Origin of the sequence: Arthrobacter sp. GCM10027362 (assembly GCF_042679445.1) — a bacterium.
Lineage (GTDB): Bacteria > Actinomycetota > Actinomycetes > Actinomycetales > Micrococcaceae > Crystallibacter.
Genome location: NZ_JBHTML010000002.1, coordinates 14,585 through 34,833, shown reverse-complemented (window position 1 = coordinate 34,833; position 20,249 = coordinate 14,585). Strand labels below are relative to the sequence as shown.

General features: G+C 66.5%; 16 protein-coding genes and 2 pseudogenes. 11 read left to right on the top strand and 7 right to left on the bottom strand.

Going from position 1 to position 20,249, the window contains the following annotated elements; translation table 11 throughout:
- Positions 1–6 precede the first annotated feature (6 nt).
- Positions 7–762 (top strand): GntR family transcriptional regulator, encoded by a 756-nt coding sequence (locus tag ACFQ36_RS00650; protein ID WP_377009542.1) that lies wholly within the window; start codon positions 7–9, stop codon positions 760–762.
- A gap of 86 nt (positions 763–848) precedes the next feature.
- On the opposite strand, the pseudogene ACFQ36_RS00645 reads toward ACFQ36_RS00650, so the two are convergent.
- A pseudogene (locus tag ACFQ36_RS00645) lies at positions 849–1,031 on the bottom strand (transposase); the annotation flags it as partial.
- Between the two features lie 10 nt (positions 1,032–1,041).
- Positions 1,042–1,230 (bottom strand): annotated as a pseudogene (locus ACFQ36_RS00640) (IS110 family transposase); the annotation flags it as partial.
- 199 nt (positions 1,231–1,429) lie between these two features.
- On the opposite strand from ACFQ36_RS00640, the gene ACFQ36_RS00635 reads away from it, so the two are divergent.
- Both ACFQ36_RS00635 and ACFQ36_RS00630 read left to right on the top strand, forming a co-directional pair.
- Positions 1,430–3,994: an FAD-dependent oxidoreductase gene (locus tag ACFQ36_RS00635; RefSeq protein WP_377009540.1), complete on the top strand. Its 2,565-nt coding sequence runs from the start codon at positions 1,430–1,432 to the stop codon at positions 3,992–3,994.
- Positions 3,995–4,756: 762 nt separating this feature from the next.
- Positions 4,757–5,224 carry a GNAT family N-acetyltransferase gene (locus ACFQ36_RS00630; protein WP_377009538.1) on the top strand — a complete coding sequence of 156 codons (468 nt, stop codon included), beginning with the start codon at positions 4,757–4,759 and terminating at the stop codon, positions 5,222–5,224.
- A 52-nt stretch (positions 5,225–5,276) separates the two neighbouring features.
- Here the strand turns inward: ACFQ36_RS00630 and ACFQ36_RS00625 are convergent, their stop codons facing one another.
- Complete coding sequence (locus ACFQ36_RS00625; RefSeq protein ID WP_377009536.1) at positions 5,277–5,573, bottom strand: hypothetical protein; 297 nt, start codon at positions 5,571–5,573, stop codon at positions 5,277–5,279.
- Between the two features lie 223 nt (positions 5,574–5,796).
- On the opposite strand from ACFQ36_RS00625, the gene ACFQ36_RS00620 reads away from it, so the two are divergent.
- Positions 5,797–5,928: a DUF4113 domain-containing protein gene (locus tag ACFQ36_RS00620; RefSeq protein ID WP_377009535.1), complete on the top strand. Its 132-nt coding sequence runs from the start codon at positions 5,797–5,799 to the stop codon at positions 5,926–5,928.
- Here the strand turns inward: ACFQ36_RS00620 and ACFQ36_RS00615 are convergent.
- Positions 5,925–6,365 carry a nuclear transport factor 2 family protein gene (locus tag ACFQ36_RS00615; protein ID WP_377009533.1) on the bottom strand — a complete coding sequence of 147 codons (441 nt, stop codon included), beginning with the start codon at positions 6,363–6,365 and terminating at the stop codon, positions 5,925–5,927. The genes ACFQ36_RS00620 and ACFQ36_RS00615 overlap by 4 nt on opposite strands.
- Positions 6,366–6,539: 174 nt before the next feature.
- Between ACFQ36_RS00615 and ACFQ36_RS00610 the strand changes: the two genes are divergently transcribed.
- Positions 6,540–6,686: a hypothetical protein gene (locus tag ACFQ36_RS00610; RefSeq protein ID WP_377009531.1), complete on the top strand. Its 147-nt coding sequence runs from the start codon at positions 6,540–6,542 to the stop codon at positions 6,684–6,686.
- Between the two features lie 138 nt (positions 6,687–6,824).
- Here the strand turns inward: ACFQ36_RS00610 and ACFQ36_RS00605 are convergent, their stop codons facing one another.
- The 3 genes from ACFQ36_RS00605 to ACFQ36_RS00595 form a co-directional block, all read right to left on the bottom strand.
- Complete coding sequence (locus tag ACFQ36_RS00605) at positions 6,825–7,841, bottom strand: proline racemase family protein (protein ID WP_377009529.1); 1,017 nt, start codon at positions 7,839–7,841, stop codon at positions 6,825–6,827.
- A gap of 105 nt (positions 7,842–7,946) precedes the next feature.
- Positions 7,947–9,236: a Glu/Leu/Phe/Val dehydrogenase gene (locus ACFQ36_RS00600; protein ID WP_377009527.1), complete on the bottom strand. Its 1,290-nt coding sequence runs from the start codon at positions 9,234–9,236 to the stop codon at positions 7,947–7,949.
- Between the two features lie 642 nt (positions 9,237–9,878).
- The gene (locus tag ACFQ36_RS00595) at positions 9,879–10,802 is read right to left on the bottom strand and encodes a LysR family transcriptional regulator (protein WP_377009525.1); all 924 of its coding nucleotides are present in this window, start codon (positions 10,800–10,802) and stop codon (positions 9,879–9,881) included.
- A gap of 205 nt (positions 10,803–11,007) precedes the next feature.
- Between ACFQ36_RS00595 and ACFQ36_RS00590 the strand changes: the two genes are divergently transcribed.
- The 6 genes from ACFQ36_RS00590 to ACFQ36_RS00565 all read left to right on the top strand — a co-directional run bounded on the left by ACFQ36_RS00590 (position 11,008) and on the right by ACFQ36_RS00565 (position 20,248).
- Complete coding sequence (locus tag ACFQ36_RS00590) at positions 11,008–14,586, top strand: bifunctional proline dehydrogenase/L-glutamate gamma-semialdehyde dehydrogenase (protein WP_377009524.1); 3,579 nt, start codon at positions 11,008–11,010, stop codon at positions 14,584–14,586.
- Between the two features lie 674 nt (positions 14,587–15,260).
- Positions 15,261–16,361 carry a mandelate racemase/muconate lactonizing enzyme family protein gene (locus ACFQ36_RS00585; RefSeq protein WP_377009523.1) on the top strand — a complete coding sequence of 367 codons (1,101 nt, stop codon included), beginning with the start codon at positions 15,261–15,263 and terminating at the stop codon, positions 16,359–16,361.
- A 173-nt stretch (positions 16,362–16,534) separates the two neighbouring features.
- The gene (locus ACFQ36_RS00580; protein WP_377009521.1) at positions 16,535–17,227 is read left to right on the top strand and encodes a GntR family transcriptional regulator; all 693 of its coding nucleotides are present in this window, start codon (positions 16,535–16,537) and stop codon (positions 17,225–17,227) included.
- A gap of 941 nt (positions 17,228–18,168) precedes the next feature.
- Complete coding sequence (locus tag ACFQ36_RS00575; protein WP_377009519.1) at positions 18,169–18,936, top strand: amino acid ABC transporter ATP-binding protein; 768 nt, start codon at positions 18,169–18,171, stop codon at positions 18,934–18,936.
- Between the two features lie 2 nt (positions 18,937–18,938).
- Positions 18,939–19,586 (top strand): amino acid ABC transporter permease, encoded by a 648-nt coding sequence (locus ACFQ36_RS00570; protein WP_377009517.1) that lies wholly within the window; start codon positions 18,939–18,941, stop codon positions 19,584–19,586.
- Positions 19,583–20,248 carry an amino acid ABC transporter permease gene (locus tag ACFQ36_RS00565; RefSeq protein WP_377009515.1) on the top strand — a complete coding sequence of 222 codons (666 nt, stop codon included), beginning with the start codon at positions 19,583–19,585 and terminating at the stop codon, positions 20,246–20,248. The genes ACFQ36_RS00570 and ACFQ36_RS00565 overlap by 4 nt, the downstream gene beginning before the upstream one ends.
- Position 20,249: the final 1 nt, after the last annotated feature.

Below are 20,249 nucleotides of genomic sequence, written 5' to 3'. Positions count from 1 at the left end.
GATTCCATGACAGGAAAAAAGCAGCCTGCCGCTCGGCTGTCTGCCGCAGAGACAAGGCCAGACATGGCCGAACAGAATGACAACGCAGTGCCCCTCTTGAGGCGCACCGTCACTCCCACTCTGGTGGCTGACCAGGTCTATGACGTACTGCGCAATGCCATTCTCACCGGTGAGCTCGCCGGGGGAACTCCTCTGCGGGTCAGGGACGTCGCCGAAATGGTCGGCACCAGTGTCATGCCGGTTCGGGAGGCAATCCGCCGGCTCGAAGAAGCAGGTCTTGCCACGCGCCTCGCCGCGCACAGGGGTGCGGTGGTACGCGAATTTACCGTGGCCGAGCTTATTCATATCTATGCAGTCAGGGAGATTTTGGAAGTCGAGGCTGCGCGACGGGGGGCCCCGAACGTAGATGACGAGGACATCGCCCGCATGGAAGCTGCTTGCGCCAGAATGCAGAAGGCGGTAGCCGAAGGCCGAGTGTGGGATGCCTTGGACGATGACGAGGATCTTCTTCGCACGCTCTACTCCGCGGCGGGCAATCCCGTCCTGATGGATAGCATTGAAAATCTTTGGCTTCAGTGCCGGCCCTATAAAGTCATCGGAGCTACCGAAGCGATCGCCAACAATGACGGATCCTTGTGGACGCCCCAGCCTGCCATCTTGGCAGCAGCGAAAGCGCGGGACACTGCAGCCGCCGCAGCATTAACCGAAGAATCGCTCGCCAGTGCCCGGCGCCGCCTTGAAAAGCGTCTCCTCTCCCACTGAGAACCATCCCGGGCACACCGCGCCCTGCTATCGGCGGCAGGCTCGTCATCCTCTCCTGCGCAAACACCACGCACAGGGCGGCTTCCTCACGAAACGCGCCATCTGGTCAGAAGTCTCGAGCTGCCGGAGCGACGGGTGACCGGGGCGATGCCGGCATAAGAGGCCAGACGGCCGGCGTCCTTGAAGTCCTTGCCGACGATTTCGGCCAGGAAGCGGGCGCAGGTCCTGACGCCGATGCCGGGCACCGGGCAGGACTTAAGTATTAAGGGGGCCATGAAGGCCGGGACGCAGGTCCGTGATCCGGCGCATTGCCAGCTCCGGCAGGTAGCCGGCCGCAGCTCCCATGCCCCGGGAGACCGCCACGGGCAGCGCCCCGACGTCGGCCGGCTGGTCCACCACGGGCAGGGCTTTCCCGTGGCTGCCCGGATCCGCGACAATGTGCCGAAGTCTCGCCTCGTGGTTGGGCAAAAGCAACCACCGCCCTATTGTGTGATCACATATCTCATCCTAGACTGTGATCCGGCCTACGGTTTACGCAGCCACTTCGCGGATCGCCAGCGGCGCCGACTGGCCGCTTTTTTGGACGAGAACGCGTTCTCGCGCTGTGAAACCAGCTCAAAAATCTGACTAGGGATGCATGGCAGTCCCTGCAAACAAGGGAGATTACGTGGCGACCACAAGACTTGAGGCAGACACCCGAATCGTGATCATCGGTGCGGGGGTGGTGGGAGCGGCGCTGGCAGACGACCTCACCCAACTTGGGATGTCCTCTGTCACGGTAGTGGACCAGGGCCCCCTCTACCGCACCGGAGGATCCTCGTCCCACGCCCCGGGATTTGCGTTCCAGACGACCGGCTCATCGGTCATGTCTGAACTGGCTCGGCGCACCCTCGACAAGCTCGACGGCCTGTCGCTGGACGGGCAGTGGATCCTCAAGCGCGTCGGCGGGCTCGAGCTCGCATGCGACGACGAACGCATGTCCTACCTCCACCGGCGACACAATCTTGCACAGTCCTGGGGCATCCCCTCACGGATCGTATCGGCCGATGAGTGCGCTGAACTCTTCCCGGGACTCGACCCGTCTGCCGTCCTCGGTGGTTTTCATACGCCGACGGACGGGGTCGTCAAATCGGTGCGCGCGGTAGAGTGGCAGGCGCGTCGTGCGATTGCAAACGGGGCAAAATTCTACGGGCACACCGAAGTCACCGGCTTCCGCGTCGAAGGCGGCCGCGTGCGCGGCGTCAATGTTTGCTCCACCCCGCCAGTACCCGGCAACCCTTCGAAAGGCGACGAACTCCCGTCCGGGACCGATTTCATTGCGGCGGACATCGTCGTCGTGTGTGCCGGCCTCTGGGGACCCGGACTTGCGAAACTGCTCGGACTTGAGCTTCCGATGGTGCCGATGGAGCACTGTTCCTCCTCCACCAGCACGCTTCCGTCCCTTGCGGGATTCAGCGACGAAGTCGAGATCGACCGCCCCATGATCCGGCATCAGGCCACAGGATCGTATTTCCGCCAGGCCGGAGACCGCCTGTGCTGGGGGACGTACGAACACCGTGTCATGGTGGTTGACCAAACGGAGATCGCATCACCGGCCGAATTCGCCCGCACACAGATCGAGCCGGCCATCCACCCGCTGACCTGGGATGATTTGAAGGACGGGTGGGATGAAGTCCGGCGCCTTTTTCCCGACGCGAACCAGTGCCAGCCCGCAGCGGGCTACAACGGAATCTTCTCCTTCACACCTGACGGCAACCCGATTCTCGGCGAAGTGCCCGGAATTAAGGGCCTCTGGCTGGGCGAGTCAGTGTGGCTTACCCAGTCCGCCGGCGTGGCCCAGGTCCTCGCCGAGTGGATTGTCACCGGTGACCCCGGTATCGATACGACGAGCCTTGACTTCCGCCGCTTCGACCAGGCCCATCTCACCCGCACCGTCAGCATCGCACGGGCAAGCGAGAACTACGACGAGGTATACGATGTCAGCCATCCTCGCAAGCAGACGAAGCAACTCAAGAGATTCGCCACGACTCCCTTCTACCTCAGGCAGGAGGTGCTCGGTGCGGTATTCGGCCAATCCCGTGGATGGGAACGCCCGCTGTGGTACGCGTCGCCAGAACCTGCGGGCTTCGCGCCCGTCAAACGGGATGCCTGGGGAAGTTACGGGTGGGCGCCGAACATATCGGCGGAGGCCCGGGCAGCCGCCACCGGCGCAGCCCTTGTCGACCAGGGGTCCCTCAACGTTTTCTTGGTGAGCGGCCCGGGCGCTGAGGAGCATCTGAGGTCGGTGCTGTCCTCAGACCTTCGTTTGCCGGTCAACGCATGGGACAGCGCTTTGGTGCGTAGTTCCGCCGGCGGAATTGCGGCCAATCTGACGATCGTGCGGACTGCGCAGGACACGTTCCTCATCATCGGCAACGGTCCCGAGGACGTATGGCATCTTCGCCGGGAAACCGGGCACCTCGATGGCGTGACCGTGGCCGGCAAATCCTCGGCGACCACAGCTCTGGCTTTGATCGGGCCTAAATCGTCGGCCGTTCTCCGTTCGCTCAGCGCTGACGCCCTGCCTGAGGATGGTACGGCGGAGGCACCACTGGCCGATATCGGAGGCGTCCCGGTCCGCCTTGTGGCCGAGACTAAGACAGGAGTAGGCGGCTGGACCTTATATGCCGCCACCGAGCACGGGCTTTACCTGTGGGACATGCTCCTCGAAGCTGGCGCCGGGCACGGGATCACACCTGTCGGGGACGAGGCATTCAGCGCCCTGCGCATTGCGAACGGAGTCCCGACTTTCGGAACCGACTACGGGCCCCAGGATAACGCTTTCGAGGCCGGCCTCCTGTCAGGGCGATCTGAGGATGATGGCCCGCGCCCCGGGCACCGTCTCCTCGTACGCATCCAACTCCAAGACACACGTCATGCCATCGTCCCGGGTGAAACGGTGACGAAGGACGGCGTCGCCGTAGGTTTTGTTACGAGCACTGCTGAAGACCCGACGTCCGGCCTTTTCCTTGCGTTCGCGTGGCTCGATCCCTTCGCAGCCGCCAAGGGCACAAACGTAGAGATCCTGCATCTGGATAGGAGGTATTCCGCCCGCGTTGATTTCTCGCCCTTGGGAATCAGCAGCCGGCTGGACAAGTCTGCAGGGGCGCAGGAACGGATCATTGAGCCAGGCCGCCCCGTCCCGGCGGGAAACGATTCCCGCCGGGACCCGACTCCCGTGCCGTCGGCCTGATCACCGGGTGTCCTCTGCTTCGGCTCCCCGGAAGGCGGGCCTTTCAGGCACAGGACGTGCGAACCGCAGGTTCCCCTGCTGCTGGCAGCCGGTCTCCCGCCGGTCGGATCCCAGCGCGCCCGGGCTCCCGCATGCGGAAGCGGCGGACAGACTCCCGCGCTTCGGAGCGGCGGTTTCATCTGTGACAGGGGATCAGGTATGGGCCGGCGCGGCTGCTGATTCTCCTGTCACAATGAGCGGGTTCATCGGCTCATATCCCGATGCTGCCTAGGCTGTTCCGCATCCGCGACGGGCGCTTCCGCGGTGCCGCCCGCCGGGGATGCGGAGAGCGCACCCCGGCGTGCCCCCGGGTGTTATCCGTTTCCCGCCAGGCTGCACCGTCCCAGGGGATGCTGATGTCGCAGGTGATGTCCGCTGTCCCTGCCTGCCCCGCTGCCCGGCTGTTCTCCGGCGGCTTCATTGCCGATTGCACATCCCCGAGCCCGTCCGGGGTGTCGCCGGCACGGAGCGAACCTGTGGCCTCGGTAGTCCCGGGCCGCGGGACCGGTTCAGCGCAGGCAGGCGTCCCGCTGCCCCAGCGCGTCAGCCGCAGGGCTACGACGGCGCTAAGAAGCGCCGATAACAGCGCATATGACACCCAACCCCGATTTCGGGCAGCAGCCTGGCGCGCATCGCGCCTTTATGCCGGTGCCCGCACTGGACTTCCCCGCGTGCCGATGGCAGGACTTCCAGAGGCGGAGGCCAGCCATGCAGAATGGCTCCATGACCACCACCGAAGTCTTCCCCGCATCGGCCGGGCAGGCGGGCGCGGTAGGGCGCCTGCTGTACGACTTCAACGCCGAGTTTCAGACACCCGGCCCGACTGCCGGGGAGCTGGCCGCCCGGTTCAGGTTCCTCCTGGCCCGGGATGACGTGCTGGTACTGCTGTCAGGGGACCCCGGGGCCCCGACAGGCTTCGCGTTCCTGACCCTGCGGCCCACCCCGTACTACGACGGGGCCCTGGCCCAGCTCGAGGAGCTCTACGTACGCCCCGGCCTGCGCGGCCGGGGCATCGGCACCGCCCTGCTGACGGCAGCGATCCTCCGGGTCCGCGAGCGCGGCGCAGCCGAGGTGCACATCAACGTCGACGAGGTTGACGCCGACGCCCGCCGGTTCTACGAACGCCACGGCTTCACCAACGTCCAGCCGGGCAAGGACTACCGGATGCTGTGCTACCTCCGCGAGCTCTGACTCCTTCAGCCGATGTTTGTCGGCCTGGTTGGAAGACTTCCAACTACCCCGGTCATTTCTTGAGCCGGGTCTGCTGCAGGTCAGCCTCGCAGATGGTGCCGGGCGTGACCTCGTCGGCGCCGAGGAACACCTTGTCGAAGGTCAGTCGCTCGCGGGCAGCTTCGGTGAGCGGGCCGACGAATCCCTGGCTCGGATGCCGCAGGGTGCCGCCCAGGCACTCCACGTGCACGTCGTCAGGCTCGGCGAACTCCTCGAGGACGGCCAGGAAGGTCGTGGAAATCGTCAGCGAAATGTCCTCGCGCAGCTCGTGGGCGAGAGCCGCCACGGTCGAACCGGCATCGAGAAGCACCGTCCGCCGTCGTAGACCAGGGCCCGGGCGTAGCAGGCGATGCTGCGCTTGGCCTCGGCTCGTACGCGGCGAGGCAGCAACAGAGGGGCCGGTAAGGGATTGCGCCTTTGCTCACGGGATCCGGGCAAAACCCGGTGCCCTGCCCTGAAGGATAAAGACCCCCAGGGCAGGGCACGGCGTTACCCGTGCCGGGTCCGGCCGTTGCATGCGCCATGAGGGGGATTTGTCACGGAAGACATGGGGCGAGCACGGGGCCGGGATCGCGGTGAAGCCGCACTGGACCATGGCCCGCCGGCACCGGTCGCCCCGCTGCACCAGCGAGTGGGACGAGCTGTTGGCTGTCAGGGCCGGCTAGAGGGTCTTGGGATCCGGTGCCGGGAGCAGGCCCAGCTGATCCAGGAGATCCAGCTGGTCCCAGTAAAAGTGATGTGAAGTGATCAGTCCGTTCTCGACGCGGGCAACGCCGCAGACCCTGTGCCTGACCGGCCTCCCCGTCGGCGGCGCGCTCTCACCGGTGGGCATCTGCAGCTGCCCCGTGTTCGTGGCGTTGATGAACCCCTCATCAATCGCAACGTTTCCGGCCTCGTACCTTTCCAGGTATTCGAAGGCCGAGTCCGGGAATGCCTGCCCCCACTGCGACAGGAAGCTGATGATGGCTTCGCGCCCGGTAATTTCGCCCCGGTCCGGGGTGACTGCGACCGCGTCCTCGGCATAGCACGCCTCCAGGGCCGCCGTATCGTTTGACATCGTGGCCGCGGTCATGCGGTCCAGTACCTCGCGCGCCTCTCCCATGGTGGCCTCCCTTCATCAGGCGGCCCTGGCGAAGCGCGGTCGGGCCGCTCCCTGGCACGGCACCCGCTTGGGCCGGCGCCGCTTCAAGTAGACGCCCGGGCCCTGTGCCTGTCAACGAAGCTTCCGGCCGCCGACTTCAGCAAACTCGCCGAAGGATTCGGGGCTACCGGCATCGTGGCCGAGACCCTGGAAGACCTCGACGCCGTCGAGGACTGGGTCCAGGCCGGGGCCCGCGGCACCCTCCTGGCAGACCTCCGAATCTCCCGGACCGTCATCGCGCCCTTCATCCTCGAGATCATCGAGGCGACCTTGAAGAAGTAACGCACCAAAAATAATGTGGCCGCTTGCCACTACCCGAACCCCGTTTCCTTTCCGCACGGGAAACAGGGGGCCTACGGCGTCCCCGAGCCAACGCCATCCGAGGCCACGGGGTTTGGCCATCCATCCTGAGGCAGGGGCCTATCGCAGCACGAATCCGGGAACCAGGGGGTCATCCGGGTCCACTTCGAAGCGGTGTTCTCCGGTCTTGAATGCCATTCCCGTCACCTGGGCGATGACAGCCGGGCGCCCTTCCACGCTCAGGCGTTCCCTGACGCATGCCTGAAAGGTTGATCCGACAATGGAGTGGTGGATGAGGGCCCTGCCCTCGCCCAGCTGCCCCTTGGCCTCCAGTGTTGCCACCCGGGTGGCCGTGCCCGAGCCGCACGGCGAGCGGTCGACCTCGCCGTCAGCGAAGATGGTCACGTTGCGCTGGCACACGTTCCCCTGTTCGTCCGGTTCCAGCTCCTCGAAAATGATCGTTCCGTAAATTCCGCTCAACCGCGGGTCAACCGGGTGCTCGGCGTACGCGGAATCATTGAGCTTCCACTTGATCTCCCGGCCGATGGAGATCAGCTCGGTGATGTTGGATGGCTCAACCGAAAGGCCGACGCTCGCCGCGTTCAGCTGGGCATAAATCGCCCCGCCGAAACTGACATCGACCGTCACGTCCCCCCGCGAGGTGGGAACCACGATGTTTTCGGCGAGCACATAGCTCGGAACGTTGATGAAGTCGACCGACGTGACTTTGCGGCCGGTCGTATGCACCCGCGCGGTCACCCGGCCGGAGGGAACATCGATGGTGACATCGGTTGTCCCCCGCGGATCCATGCCGACGCGCCCGGTCTGCAGGGCCCAGACGCCCAGGGCGATTGTTCCGTGCCCGCACGCCGTGGAGAACCCATCCTTGTGCCAAAACAGCACGCCGAAGGATGCGCCCTCATCATCCGGCGGCGTGATAAATCCGCCGTACATGTCTGCATGGCCGCGCGGCTCGTAGCAGAGCACCTGCCGCAGATGCTCGACGGCCTCGTCGCCGATGGCATTCACGCGACGTTCGGCAACCGTGCTGCCGGCAAACTCCAGCGGGGGGTTCTCCACGATCCGGAAAGGCTCCCCGGCCGTGTGGTAGTCACAGGTTTCTATGGGCTTGATCATCTCTTACCTTCCATCTCTTACTGGGAGTAAGGCCGTGCCCCGGGACATAACGGAGGGGCGGTGGAGAAGTGCCGAACCGGATCGTCCCTTCAGGCGGGCCGCTGTTCAGGGGTAGAGGCCGCGGGTACGGTGGGCGTCGGCCACGCGTTCGACGGCGGTGACGGTGGCAGCCTCGCGCAGGGTCAGTCCCCGGGCGGCGGCCGCATCCAGCAGGTGGTGCCAGGCCGTGTGCATTCGCCGCGCGAGGCGGTCGTCGACCTCCTGGCGGGACCACCAGTAGGCCTGGTTGGACTGCACCCACTCGAAGTAGGAGACGATTACCCCGCCGGCGTTGGCCAGGATGTCCGGGACCACCAGTACGTCGCGGTCGGCGAGGATCCGGTCGGCCTCGGCCGTGGTCGGGCCGTTGGCGCCCTCGACGATGACTCGGGCGCGGACGTCGCGGGAGTTGGCCCCGGTCAGCACCCCCTCCACCGCGGCTGGCACGAGCAGATCGACGTCCAGGGTCAGCAACTCCTCCCCCGAGATGGCCTCAGCCCCGGGGAAGCCGACGACGGAACCGGTGGCGGCCGCGTGCTGCTGGAGGGTGTGGATGTTGAGGCCGTCCTGCTGATGCACCGCCCCGTACTGGTCGGAGACCGCGACCACCCTGACCCCTGCCTCGGCGAGGAACAGGGCGGCGTCGGCGCCGACTTTGCCGAAGCCCTGCACTGCCGCGGTGGACCGGGTGGCGGTGATGCCGCGATGCTCCAGGGCGGCCAGGGCGATGTGGACGACACCGGCCGAGGTGGCCGAGGCCCGCCCCAGGGACCCGCCCAGGGCTACCGGCTTGCCAGTGACCACCCCGGGCACGGTGTAGCCGGACGAGACCGAGTAGGTGTCCATCATCCAGGCCATGGTCTGCTCATCGGTGCCGATGTCCGGGGCGGGGACGTCCTTGTCGGGGCCGATGATCGGCAGGATCTCTGAGGTGTAGCGGCGGGTCAGGCGCTCGATCTCGGGCCGGGTGTAGCGGCGGGGGTCCACGGTGATTCCGCCCTTGGCCCCGCCGTAGGGCACGTCGAGCAGGGCGCACTTCCAAGTCATCCACATTGCCAAGGCGCGCACCTCGTCGAGGGAGACCCGGGGCGAGTAGCGTACTCCGCCCTTGGCCGGTCCGCGGGAGAAGTTGTGCTGCACCCGGTGGCCGGTCAGCACCTCCACGGATCCATCGTCGCGGCGCAGCGGGATGCTCACCGTCATCTCCCGGCGGGGTCGGGCCAGCAGCTCGTGGAGGCCCGGCTCGTAACCCAAGGTGGCCACGGCGGCGGCCAGCTGCGCCTGGGCATCAGCCAGTGGTCCCTCGTCGCGGGCGGTGCTGCCGGTCTCTTGAAGGAGCGGAACGTTGGTGGTCATCTGCGGTCCTTACTGGGAATGGGACGGAACGGTCTTGCAGGGAGGGACTGGGAGTCGGCCGGGACGTGTGCTCAGTCGGTCTCAGGACCGGAGCAGAAGGGGCAGTCGTACTCGGGGGTGGCCGCCTGGCAAGGCCCGGGCGCAGGCAGGGTGAAGAGGTCGGATCCGATGGCAGACAACGCGAGGACGGGGTAGGGATTGGGCGCAGGACGAGGGAACATCATTGTTTTCCTGTCAGTGTGGGGCCGGCCTGTGGGGGGTGCTTGGCGGTCGGGATCTGGCTTCAGTCCGTTTCCGGCCCCTGGCAGTAGTCACACGTGTCGCTGCATGCCTCCGCAGGAGCTGCAGCACCGGTGCCGGGTAGACGGGAGACCAGGTCGCGGATCATGTCGCCTCCAATAAGGTTCGGGGCCGAAGAGTTGGTGTCACCACCATGCGCCCTGAGGGGACATCAGCAAAAGTAAATGTTTCCGATGGTTATCCTTCGAAAAAGGCGAAGGATCTGAGAACAGGACAGGCTGGCGTCGGGCTCAGGACGAGCTGGATCGCTTCTGCCTGCTCCAAACCAGTGGACTCCTTTGGCCGCCCCCGATGTGCGCGTTCTCCGGAGGCCCGGGGCGGAGAGGAGCGTATCCTGCCCAGTTACCGGGCGGCGGCCTCGAGCGCCGCGGCTTCGGCCGCCAGCGCCTGCCGGACTGCAGCGATGGCAGGGTGCCTGGAGCTGGAGCGGCGCATGGCGGTGAAGATGGTTCGCTGCGGGCGGGACGGCAGGTCCAGCAGTCGGGCGGCCTGCTGCCGATGTGCCCAGACCAGCTGCGGCAGCAGGGCCACGGCGTTGCCTGATTCGACCAGGCGCACGTGGGCCTGCAGGTCCGGGGTCTCGAAGCGGACGTCGGGCTCGAAGCCGGCCGAGCGGCAGGCCTGTTCGGCCCAGTGCCTCGACGCCGCCCCGTGCGGTTCCATCACCCACGGCAGTCCTGCGGCGTCCTGCAGCGAGCGGACCGTGCGGAACGCCTCCGGCGCGTCGGCCAGGTCCGCCGGCACGGCCAGCCGGATTTCGTCCCGGGTCAGGGGCTCGCGGTCCAGGCCGGCATGGTGCGGGGCGGCGTGTCCGGGGTACTGCTCGGCGACCACCAGATCGAAGTTCCGCGCCCAGGTCTCGTGCAGCGCAGTCTCGGGCTCGTGCTGGACCAGTTCCACCCGCACATGCGGATGGCTCTCGCGCATGCTGCGCAGCATGTTCGGCATCAGGGCCAGCGCCGCGGTCTGGAAAACGGCCAGGCGCACGGTGCCGGAGACCACCGGCTGGGCAGCGGCCAGTGCCGCTTCGGCGCGCTCGAGGGATTCGAGCAACTCCCCGGTGTGCGCTGCCAGGGCCTGGGCCTGGGGCGTCAGCTGCAGCCGCCGTCCGCTCTTGCGCAGCAGTTCGACCCCGGCCTCGCGCTCGAGCAGGGACAGCTGCTGGGATACCGAGGAGGGACTGTAGCTCAGGGCTGCGGCTACTTCGGCGATGGTGCCGCGGATGCTCAGTTCGCGCAGCAGGCGCAGCCGGTGGAGATCAAGCATGGGACCTAACTTTCCTTTGCTGATTTCATTCGGGAAAGGTGAACTTTATCCTTCGGAAAACATCGCTTTTCCTTAATTGGGCCTGGTCTCATACTGAAAATCAAGTCGGCAAAACCGGCCTTCATCCACCTCGAGCCACTCGGCCCCCGGCGAGTCCTGCCGGGTTGCTGGCTGTTTGTGTTTTACCCAAGCAAGGAGTACATCCGTGACCACCCCCACCACCCAGGCCGGCGCACAGATCGTCCGGCCGCAGGATCTGGCCGATGACGCCGTGGCTCTGGTCCGCCGCTGGCTTGCCGAGGGCGCGAAGGTGCCCGTCGACGCCTCGGCCGCGCAGCTGGCCGGCGTGCTGCAGGACCCCAACGGCCTGGATTTCACGGTCGGGTTCGTCGACGGCGTCGTCCGCCCCGAGGATCTCTCCGTTGCCGCCCGCAACCTCAAGGCCCTGGCCCCGAAGGTGCCGGCCTTCCTGCCCTGGTACATGAAGTCCGCGGTCGCGCTCGGCGGCACACTGGCGCCCGTGATTCCGGGCGTCGTCATCCCGGCCGCCCGCAAGGTGCTGCGTGAGATGGTCGGCCACCTGATCGTCGATGCCACGGACGCAAAGCTGGGACGCTCCATTGCGAAGATCAAAAAGGACGACATCCGGCTGAACGTGAACCTGCTCGGCGAGGCGATCCTCGGCGAGGGAGAGGCCACCCGCCGCCTCGATGGTACCCGGCGCCTGCTGGCCCGCGACGACGTCGACTACGTCTCCATCAAGGTCTCCTCCACAGTCGCTCCGCACAACCACTGGGCCTTCGACGAGGCCGTCGGGCACATCGTGGAGAAGCTGGCCCCGCTTTACCGGCTGGCCGCCTCCAGCACCCCGCACAAGTTCATCAACCTGGACATGGAGGAATACAAGGACCTCGACCTGACCATTGCGGTCTTCACCCGCCTCCTGGACCGGCCCGAGTTCCAGCGCCTCGAGGCCGGCATCGTGCTGCAGGCCTACCTGCCGGACGCCCTTTCGGCGATGATTCGGCTGCAGGAGTGGGCAGCGGCCCGCACCGCCGGCGGCGGGGCCCCAGTCAAGGTCCGCGTGGTCAAGGGCGCGAACCTGCCCATGGAACGCGTCGACGCCGACCTGCACGGCTGGCCGCTGGCCACCTGGGGCACCAAGCAGGAATCCGACACCTCCTACAAGGCCGTCCTCGACTATGCGCTCACGCCCAAGCGGATCTCGAATATTCGCATCGGGGTCGCCGGCCACAACCTCTTCGATCTGGCCCTGGCCCACCTCCTCGCCAAGGCTCGGGGGATCACCAGTGGAATCGACTTCGAGATGCTCCTCGGCATGGCCACCGGCCAGGCCGAGGCCGTCAAGCGCGACGTCGGCTCGCTGCTGCTCTACACCCCGGTGGTGCACCCGGAAGAGTTCGACGTCGCCATCGCCTACCTGATCCGCCGCCTCGAGGAAGGCGCCAGCCAGGACAACTTCATGTCCGCCGTCTTCGAGCTGGACAAGAACGAAGAGCTCTTCGAGCGCGAGAAGAACCGCTTCCTGGCCTCCCTCGCCGCACTCACCGACCACGTCCCGGGACCCAACAGGATCCAGAACCGAAACCTGTTCGATCCCGAAGCCGCCCAGCAGGAAGAAGCCCGCAGGGCAGAACTTTCCCGCCAGACCGCCGCGAACGGCTACGGCGGCCCCACGGCCAGCTTCGAGAACACCCCGGACACCGACCCGGACCTGCCGGCCAACCGCGCCTGGGGCCGGGCCATCCTGGAACGCGTGCCCTCCTCCGAACTCGGACAGGCCACCGCCGACGCGCACGAACTGCACACCCAGGCCGAACTGGATGCCGTAATCGACACGGCCGTGCAGCGGGGCACTGACTGGGGCGCGCTGACCGGCGCCGAGCGCGCCGCCGTGCTGCACCGCGCCGGTGTCCGGCTGGAGGCCCGCCGGGCCGAACTGCTGGAGGTCATGGCCTCCGAGTGCGGCAAGACCCTGGACCAGGGCGACCCCGAGGTCTCCGAGGCCATCGACTTCGCCCACTACTACGCCGAACTGGCCAAGGAACTCGACGCCGTCGACGGCGCCAGGTTCGTCCCCTCGAAACTGACCGTGGTCACCCCGCCGTGGAACTTCCCGGTCGCCATCCCTGCCGGCTCCACCCTGGCGGCCCTGGCCGCCGGCTCCGCCGTCATGATCAAGCCGGCCCGGCAGGCCCGCCGCAGCGGCGCCGTGATGGTCGAAGCCCTCTGGGAGGCCTTCGACGAGGCCGGCATCGACCGCAGCATCCTGCAGTACGTGCAGGTCGCCGAGCGGGAGCTGGGCAGCCGGCTCGTCTCCCACCCGGCCGTCGACCGGGTCATCCTCACGGGCGGTTACGAGACGGCGGAGCTGTTCCGTTCCTTCCGCAAGGACCTGCCGCTGCTGGCCGAGACCAGCGGCAAGAACGCCATCATCGTCACCCCCAGCGCCGACCTGGACCTGGCCGCCCGCGACGTCGTGCAGTCGGCCTTCGGACACGCCGGGCAGAAATGCTCCGCCGCCTCGCTGGTCATCCTGGTCGGCTCCGTGGCCACCTCCCGGCGCTTCCACCACCAGCTCGTCGACGCGGTGAAGTCGCTGAAGGTCGGCTACCCGGTGGACCCGCAGACCCAGATGGGCCCGGTCATCGAACCGGCGGCCCACAAGCTGCTGCGCGGCCTGACCACCCTGGGCGAGGGCGAGCACTGGGTGCTCGAACCGAAGCAGCTGGACGAGTCCGGGAAGCTGTGGAGCCCGGGCGTGCGCGCCGGCGTCAAGCGAGGCAACGAGTACCACAAGACCGAATACTTCGGCCCCATCCTGGGCGTCATGACCGCCGAAACCCTCGAGGAGGCGGTCGGCATCGTCAACGACATCGACTACGGCCTAACCTCCGGCCTGCACTCCCTGGACCCGGCGGAGCTGCAGTACTGGCTGGAGAACGTGCAGGCCGGCAACCTCTACATTAACCGCGGCATCACCGGCGCCATCGTCCGGCGCCAGCCCTTCGGCGGCTGGAAGAAGTCCGCCGTCGGTGCCGGCACCAAGGCCGGCGGCCCGAACTACCTCGTCGGTCTGGGCGCCTGGCAGGACGCACCGGTCCGCAAGCCCGTCCCCGCCTCGGCTGTCAGCGGACCTGTCCGGCAGCTGCTCGCCCAAGCCCACCACACGCCGGAGATCTCCGCTGCGGACGCCGGTTGGCTCGAGCAGGCACTGGCCTCCGATGCCAAGGCCTGGGGCGACGAATTCGGTGTCTCCCGCGACGTTTCCGGGCTCGAAGCCGAGCGTAACGTCTTCCGCTACGCGTCCGTGCCGGTGACGATCCGCTTCGAGTCCCCCACCAGCGGTCATGGCCTGGCCGAGCTGTTGCGCGTTGCAGCTGCCGGCTTGACCGCCTGGGACGGCACCGTCCCCGGCGAAGCCGCGCTCAGCACGGCAGTCAGCCTCCCCGCCGAGATCGCCAAAGCCCTCACCCAGGCAGGACTGACGCCCGTCGTCGAAGACAATACGGCCTGGGCCACGCGGGCAGCCCGCCTCGCCGCCCAGACCGGGCCGGACTCCGGAGCGCGCATCCGTCTGATCGGGGGCTCGGCGGCGGCAACCGCGGAAGCCACCGGCGGCAAGCCCGACGTGGCCGTCTACGCGAACGACGTCGTGGCCGCCGGGCGGGTGGAGCTGCTGACCTTCCTGCGCGAGCAGGCCGTCTCCGTCACGGCTCACCGCTTCGGCACACCGAACCGCCTCTCGGACGCGGCCATCTGAAAACAGGCCGGTCTCGGGCGAGGCCGCTGTCGGTAGACGTCAGCGGCCTCGCCCGGCCCTCCCCACAGGCCAGATGCGGCCTGGCCCCTAAGCCTCCGTCCCTGGCGTTCCCTGTGCCACGCTGCTGACCCTTCCGGCTTCCCGGAGGAGCGCAGCCGGCCGCTGCCTTTCGCAACTCCCGGCAGGCGGCTGCCCGCACTCGAGAAACCTCCGGCCTGGGACCGGCTGGATGCCCCTCGCCCGAAAGCTGCCCTCAGCATAGGGCCACAGGTCGCACGATGAACTCGACCGTGAGCGCTAGGGAGGCTCCTCAGCCAGTCCGAACTCCAAGGAGACAGCGAATGATCAGACAAACTCCGCATATGCTCGGCCAGCTTCGGATCCCCGTGTCCATTGGGCTCAAAGTGAACACAGGCAGCCACTGCCCGGCTACAGGATGGTGGGCGCCGGAGGGCTTTCCCCACGACAGGAGACAGCTCTTCCAGGGCTCGCTCATGCCCACGCACCGGAGACGTGCTGTCCCATGGCTGTATGCAGCACCCCTTTGACCCTGCACCAAACGCTACGGGTCGATTCCGCGCATCGGCCAACCAAACAGCTCCAGAAATCCCTTCCCATGCACCAGACGCAACAGTAAGGTATCAGGTGTCGCCTTTGATCATCTAAGGGTTTCCATGAAAATCACCCGAGTTGACCTCTTCAAGTACGAGCTCACCTACGCGCACGGCGAGTACATGATGTCCGGCGGACGGGGAGCGAAGACCCAGAGCTCCACTGTCGTCCGGCTGACCACCGAATCCGGCATCCAGGGATGGGGCGAAGTGGCCCCGCTGGGCGGAACCTACCTTCCCGCCTTTGCCCAGGGGATCCGCGCGGCCCTTCAGGAGATCGGGCCGGCCCTCGTCGGCCTGGACGCCACAAACATCTCCGCCTACCACCAGGTCATGGACGATCTGCTGCTGGACCAGCAGGCCGCGAAGAGCGCCGTGGACGTTGCCGCCTGGGATGTGCTCGGGCACATTACGGGCCAGCCGGTGTCGGTCCTTCTCGGCGGAGTCCTCAACGAAGACTTCGGCCTCTACGAAGCGGTATCCCTGGATACCCCCGAGAACATGGTCAAGTACGTCCAGCAGCGCTACGACGCCGGAATCCGCAGCTTCCAGCTGAAGGTGGGCAACGATCCCCTCGATGATGCCGCCCGTGCACGCAGCGTGGCCGAAGCCTTTGGTGGAAGGGTGCGGATCATCGCCGATTCCAACGGCGGCTGGGACGTGGCCGACGCCACCGCCGCCGCGGACGCCATGAAGGGGCTCCCGGTTTATATCGAACAGCCCTGCCGTTCGATGGAGGACAACATCATCGTCAAACAGAGCATGGAGCTTCCCATGATCCTGGACGAGTGCGTCACCACTCTCGATGACCTGTACCGGGTCAAGTACGATGCACGCGCTGTGGCAATCAACATCAAGCTGAGCCGGGTCGGCGGATTGACCCAGGCGGCACTCCTCCGCAACGCCGCGCAGACCATCGGACTCAAGGTCTCGATGGAAGACACCTGGGGCGGCGATCTGACGTCTGCGGCGGTGAGCCATCTGGCCGCCAGCACCAGGCCTGACAGCCTTTTCAACGTGTCCTTCTTCAACGACTGGAACCTGGAGCACATCGCCGGGCACCAGCCCCGATCCGCCAATGGCCGGGGAAGCGCGCCCACAGGCGCAGGTTTGGGCGTCGAGGTGGACGAAAGCCAGCTGGAGCCGTTGGCAACTTTCCAGTAGAAGCACACCTCCGGAGGCTCGGCGTTCCTGCCATGCCGGCCCTCCGGCACCTCCGGGCACGCGCTGGTGCCGGTGCAGCGCGCACACTTGCTCGGAATGATTGATTCCGAAAGATTCGAAGCGGCCGACACGTTATGCTGGGTGTCATACCCCGGACTGCAGAGAAGGAAATCGTGAGCCTCCCGTTGACTTGGAACGATGCCCCGGCAGAGTCTGTCGCCAGGCAGAGTTACCGCGAGCAGGCAGCACGGATCATCCGGGCCCAGATCGTCTCGGGGCGGCTTGAGCCAGGCTCCATGCACTCCATCGGGGAGATCGCCGAAAGGCTCAACGTCTCGATCACCCCGGTGCGCGAAGCCCTGCACGACCTGGCCCGCGAGGGCTTGATCGAGATGAAGCGCAACCGCGGCTTCCTGGTGCGCACGCCTTCCAGCAAGGAACTGGACGACATCGTCCAGATCCGGGCCATGCTCGAGGTCTCCTCGGTACGCGAGATTACCGAGCGGGGACTCATCAAGGACTTCGCCCCGCTTCGCAGCCTGAGCCGCAAGACGCAGGTTTTCGCCGAAGCCGGGGAATGGGTGGGGTTCCTGGATACCGACCGGGAATTCCATCTGTCCATCCTCGCCGCCCTCGACAATCCCAAACTGCTCGAGATCGTTGGCTCCCTGCGCGACCAGAGCCGGCTCTTCGGCCTGGACAAGATGGCCGGATCCATTTCCTTCCGGCAGTCCACGAAGGAACATGAACTGATCCTCGACGCCATGGAGGACCACGACCCCGAACGGGCCGCCTCGATCATGGCCACCCATCTGCGCCACGTCCGGGGCATCTGGGCCGGACAGAGCGAACCGGCGCAACCCTGAGGCAAATCCCTCAGGGTTGCGCCGCGCCTTCCTTCTGGTGACGTTCGTGATTTGGGCGGTCCCGGGTTCCATTCGCGGGCCGAAGGCCGGGCATCACAAAAGGCATCCCAGCACCCGCTCCATGTCGCCTGGATGATCTCTTCCTTTCGCAGAAAAGGCCGGCCGGAACTGCAGACGTGAGGCAGAGAGCGTTAAGCCGGGTTTGTGGAATCAAAACTGATCACTTTCCCGACTTCGCTGTACCTTTTTTCTGCGGGCCGGGTCTTGCCCGCTCTCGGCGTCTCGCGTGAGCACCGGCCCGGGCCCCGGCCGGTGCTCACGGACGCAGAGCTGCTGTGCCTGACGGTGGCCCGGCACCCACTCGGCCTCCCCCGAGGCCCGGTGGATCCCGTATGCCCGGGCCTGTTTGGCCGGCATGTGCCCCCAGTCTCGGCTATAAGGGGCACCTCCGGGCCGCCGGGCCGCTGATTGCCGTGGCGGTCACGGCTATGGCCCACGATGTCTCATCCTGGGATCGGAACCCGAGGCTCTTGCATTCGACCCCTGTGCCATGTGGGGCCTACCCGGAGACCCCCAAGGCTCGACGCTGGCCGGAACCACCGTCTACGGCTTCTCCTGCTCCCACCACCGCTGATACTGACGACCGTGGCTGCACCTGGCCGCCACCCCGGTCATCCAGGTACCGGCCAACCCGACCATCGGCGAACGCGAGTCGACCGCCCGCGGTTCTGCCCCCGGGCGGCTGTTCAATGCCGGCAAAGACCTTGATGTTCAAGGGCGGATGGTTTGGTCTGCGGAGGCCGGGAAACCGCTCTCTTCCAGTCTTGGAAAAAGTTCCACAAAATAGTAGTGAGGTATTACACCCGGGTGTTAGGATTCTTTGCATGAGATCCAGCTCACACTCTCATCACCCGCCAACCACAAACACGGCAGGACGGAACATGGACGCTTCCCCTCGGCCGCAGTACATGGTGAGCCTGCGTGGTGTCTCCAAGAACTACGGCCAGCGCACCATCTTCAGCGGTATCGACCTCGACGTCGCCCCGGGCGAGGTCATGGCGATCATCGGGCCCAGCGGGGCCGGCAAAAGCACCCTGCTGCGGTGCATCAACCTTCTTGAGGAGCCCACCAGCGGGCAGATTACGGTGGCCGGACACACCATCCAGGCGGGGCAGAACGCTCCGCGCAGGGAGGTGGAGGCCTTGCGCCGGAAGGCCGGCATGGTCTTCCAGCACTTCAACCTCTTCCCGCACATGACCGTTCTGGACAACGTGTCCTTCGCCCAGGTGCGGGTACTCAAGCGCAGCCGGGAGGAGGCGAACAAGCGCTCACTGGCCCTGCTGGACCGTGTTGGGCTTGCCGACTTCGCCGGCTCCTATCCCGCCCGCTGCTCCGGCGGCCAGCAGCAGCGCATCGCGATTGCGCGTGCCCTGGCGATGGACCCGGAGGTGATGCTCTTCGACGAGCCCACCTCGGCCCTGGACCCGGAAGTGGGGCTGGAGGTCCTGGCGGTGATGAAGGAGTTGGCCCGCGAGGGCATGACGATGATGATCGTCACCCACGAGATGGGCTTCGCCCGGGATGTCTCGGACACCCTGGTGGTCATGGCCGACGGCCAGATTATCGAGCGCGGAGATCCCCGCCGGATCCTGTCCGAGCCCGTGCACGACCGCACGAAGCTGTTCCTGCGGGCCGTTCTGGGGAGGTGACGATGCAATTTCTCGACGCTCTTGAAGCGGTGCTCGTGGGCGTGCCCCTGACCCTGCTGGTGATGGCCGCGTCCCTGGCCATCGGCGCGGTACTGGGCGTTCCCCTGGTCCTCGGGCTGCGATCGCGCAATGTTGCGGTTCGGGCAGGCTGCCGTTACCTGGTCAACCTGCTGCGCGGCATCCCGGCGATCGTGTGGCTGTTCATCATCTACTTCGGCGTCAGCATCGGAGCCTACCAGTTCGCCTCCGTCCCGGCAGCCATCCTGGGACTGGGGCTCATCTCGGCCGCCTACCTGGCCGAGATCTACCGCGGCGGCATCTCGGCCGTCCACCACGGCCAGTGGGAGGCAGGCCACGCCCTGGGCGTGAGCAACTGGACGACATTCTCCCGTATCGTCGGCCCCCAAGCGCTGCGCGTGTCGATTCCCTCCATGGCTTCCTACGCGATCAGCCTGCTCAAGGACTCTTCGATCGCCTCCACCATCGGGGTGACCGAGATCGTCTTCTACACCACCCAGAACGCGCGCTCCGGCGGCGGGGGGCTGACCGTCTACATTCTGGCCGCGGTGATGTACGTGGTGCTGAGCATTCCCCTGGGCCTGCTGTCCCGGAAGCTCGACGCCTCCCTGCGAAAGAAGGTGTCCCGATGAACGTCCTCACCGACTGGGCAGAATGGCTCCCCACCCTGCTGCACGGATTGTGGCTGAGCCTGCAGATCACCGGCCTCAGCCTGGCACTGGGCCTGCCCGTGGGCCTGCTGCTGGCCGTACTGGCGTCCTCGCGCAACACGGTCCTCCGCACCACCTGCGTGGCGGTGGTGGAAATCGGCCGCGGGGCCCCGGCCCTGGTGGTCCTGCAGCTGTTCTACTTCGGCCTGCCCAGCACCGGAATCACCATGTCCTCCTTCGTCGCCGCCTTCTGCGCCCTGGGCCTGACTACCGCCGCCTACACCAGCGAGATCCTCCGCGCCGGGCTCCAGGCCGTACCGGCCGGGGAGACGGAGGCCTGCCAGGTCCTGGGCGTGTCCCGCCTGGACACCCTCCGGTTCGTCGTGGTGCCCCAGGGACTGCGCATCGCCCTGCCGGCCCTGATGGGGTTCGCCATCCTCATCTTCCAGGCAACCTCGCTGTGCTTCACCATCGCCGTGCCCGAGCTGCTCAGCCAGGCCTACTCGATTGGTTCCTCGACCTTCAAATACCTCAGCGTGCTGACCCTGGCCGGCATTCTCTACGCAGTCATCACCATCCCGGCATCCTGGCTCGTGGAGGTCACCGAAAAAAGGATGTCCAAGCACCTGGCCCGCGCCGCGTAAT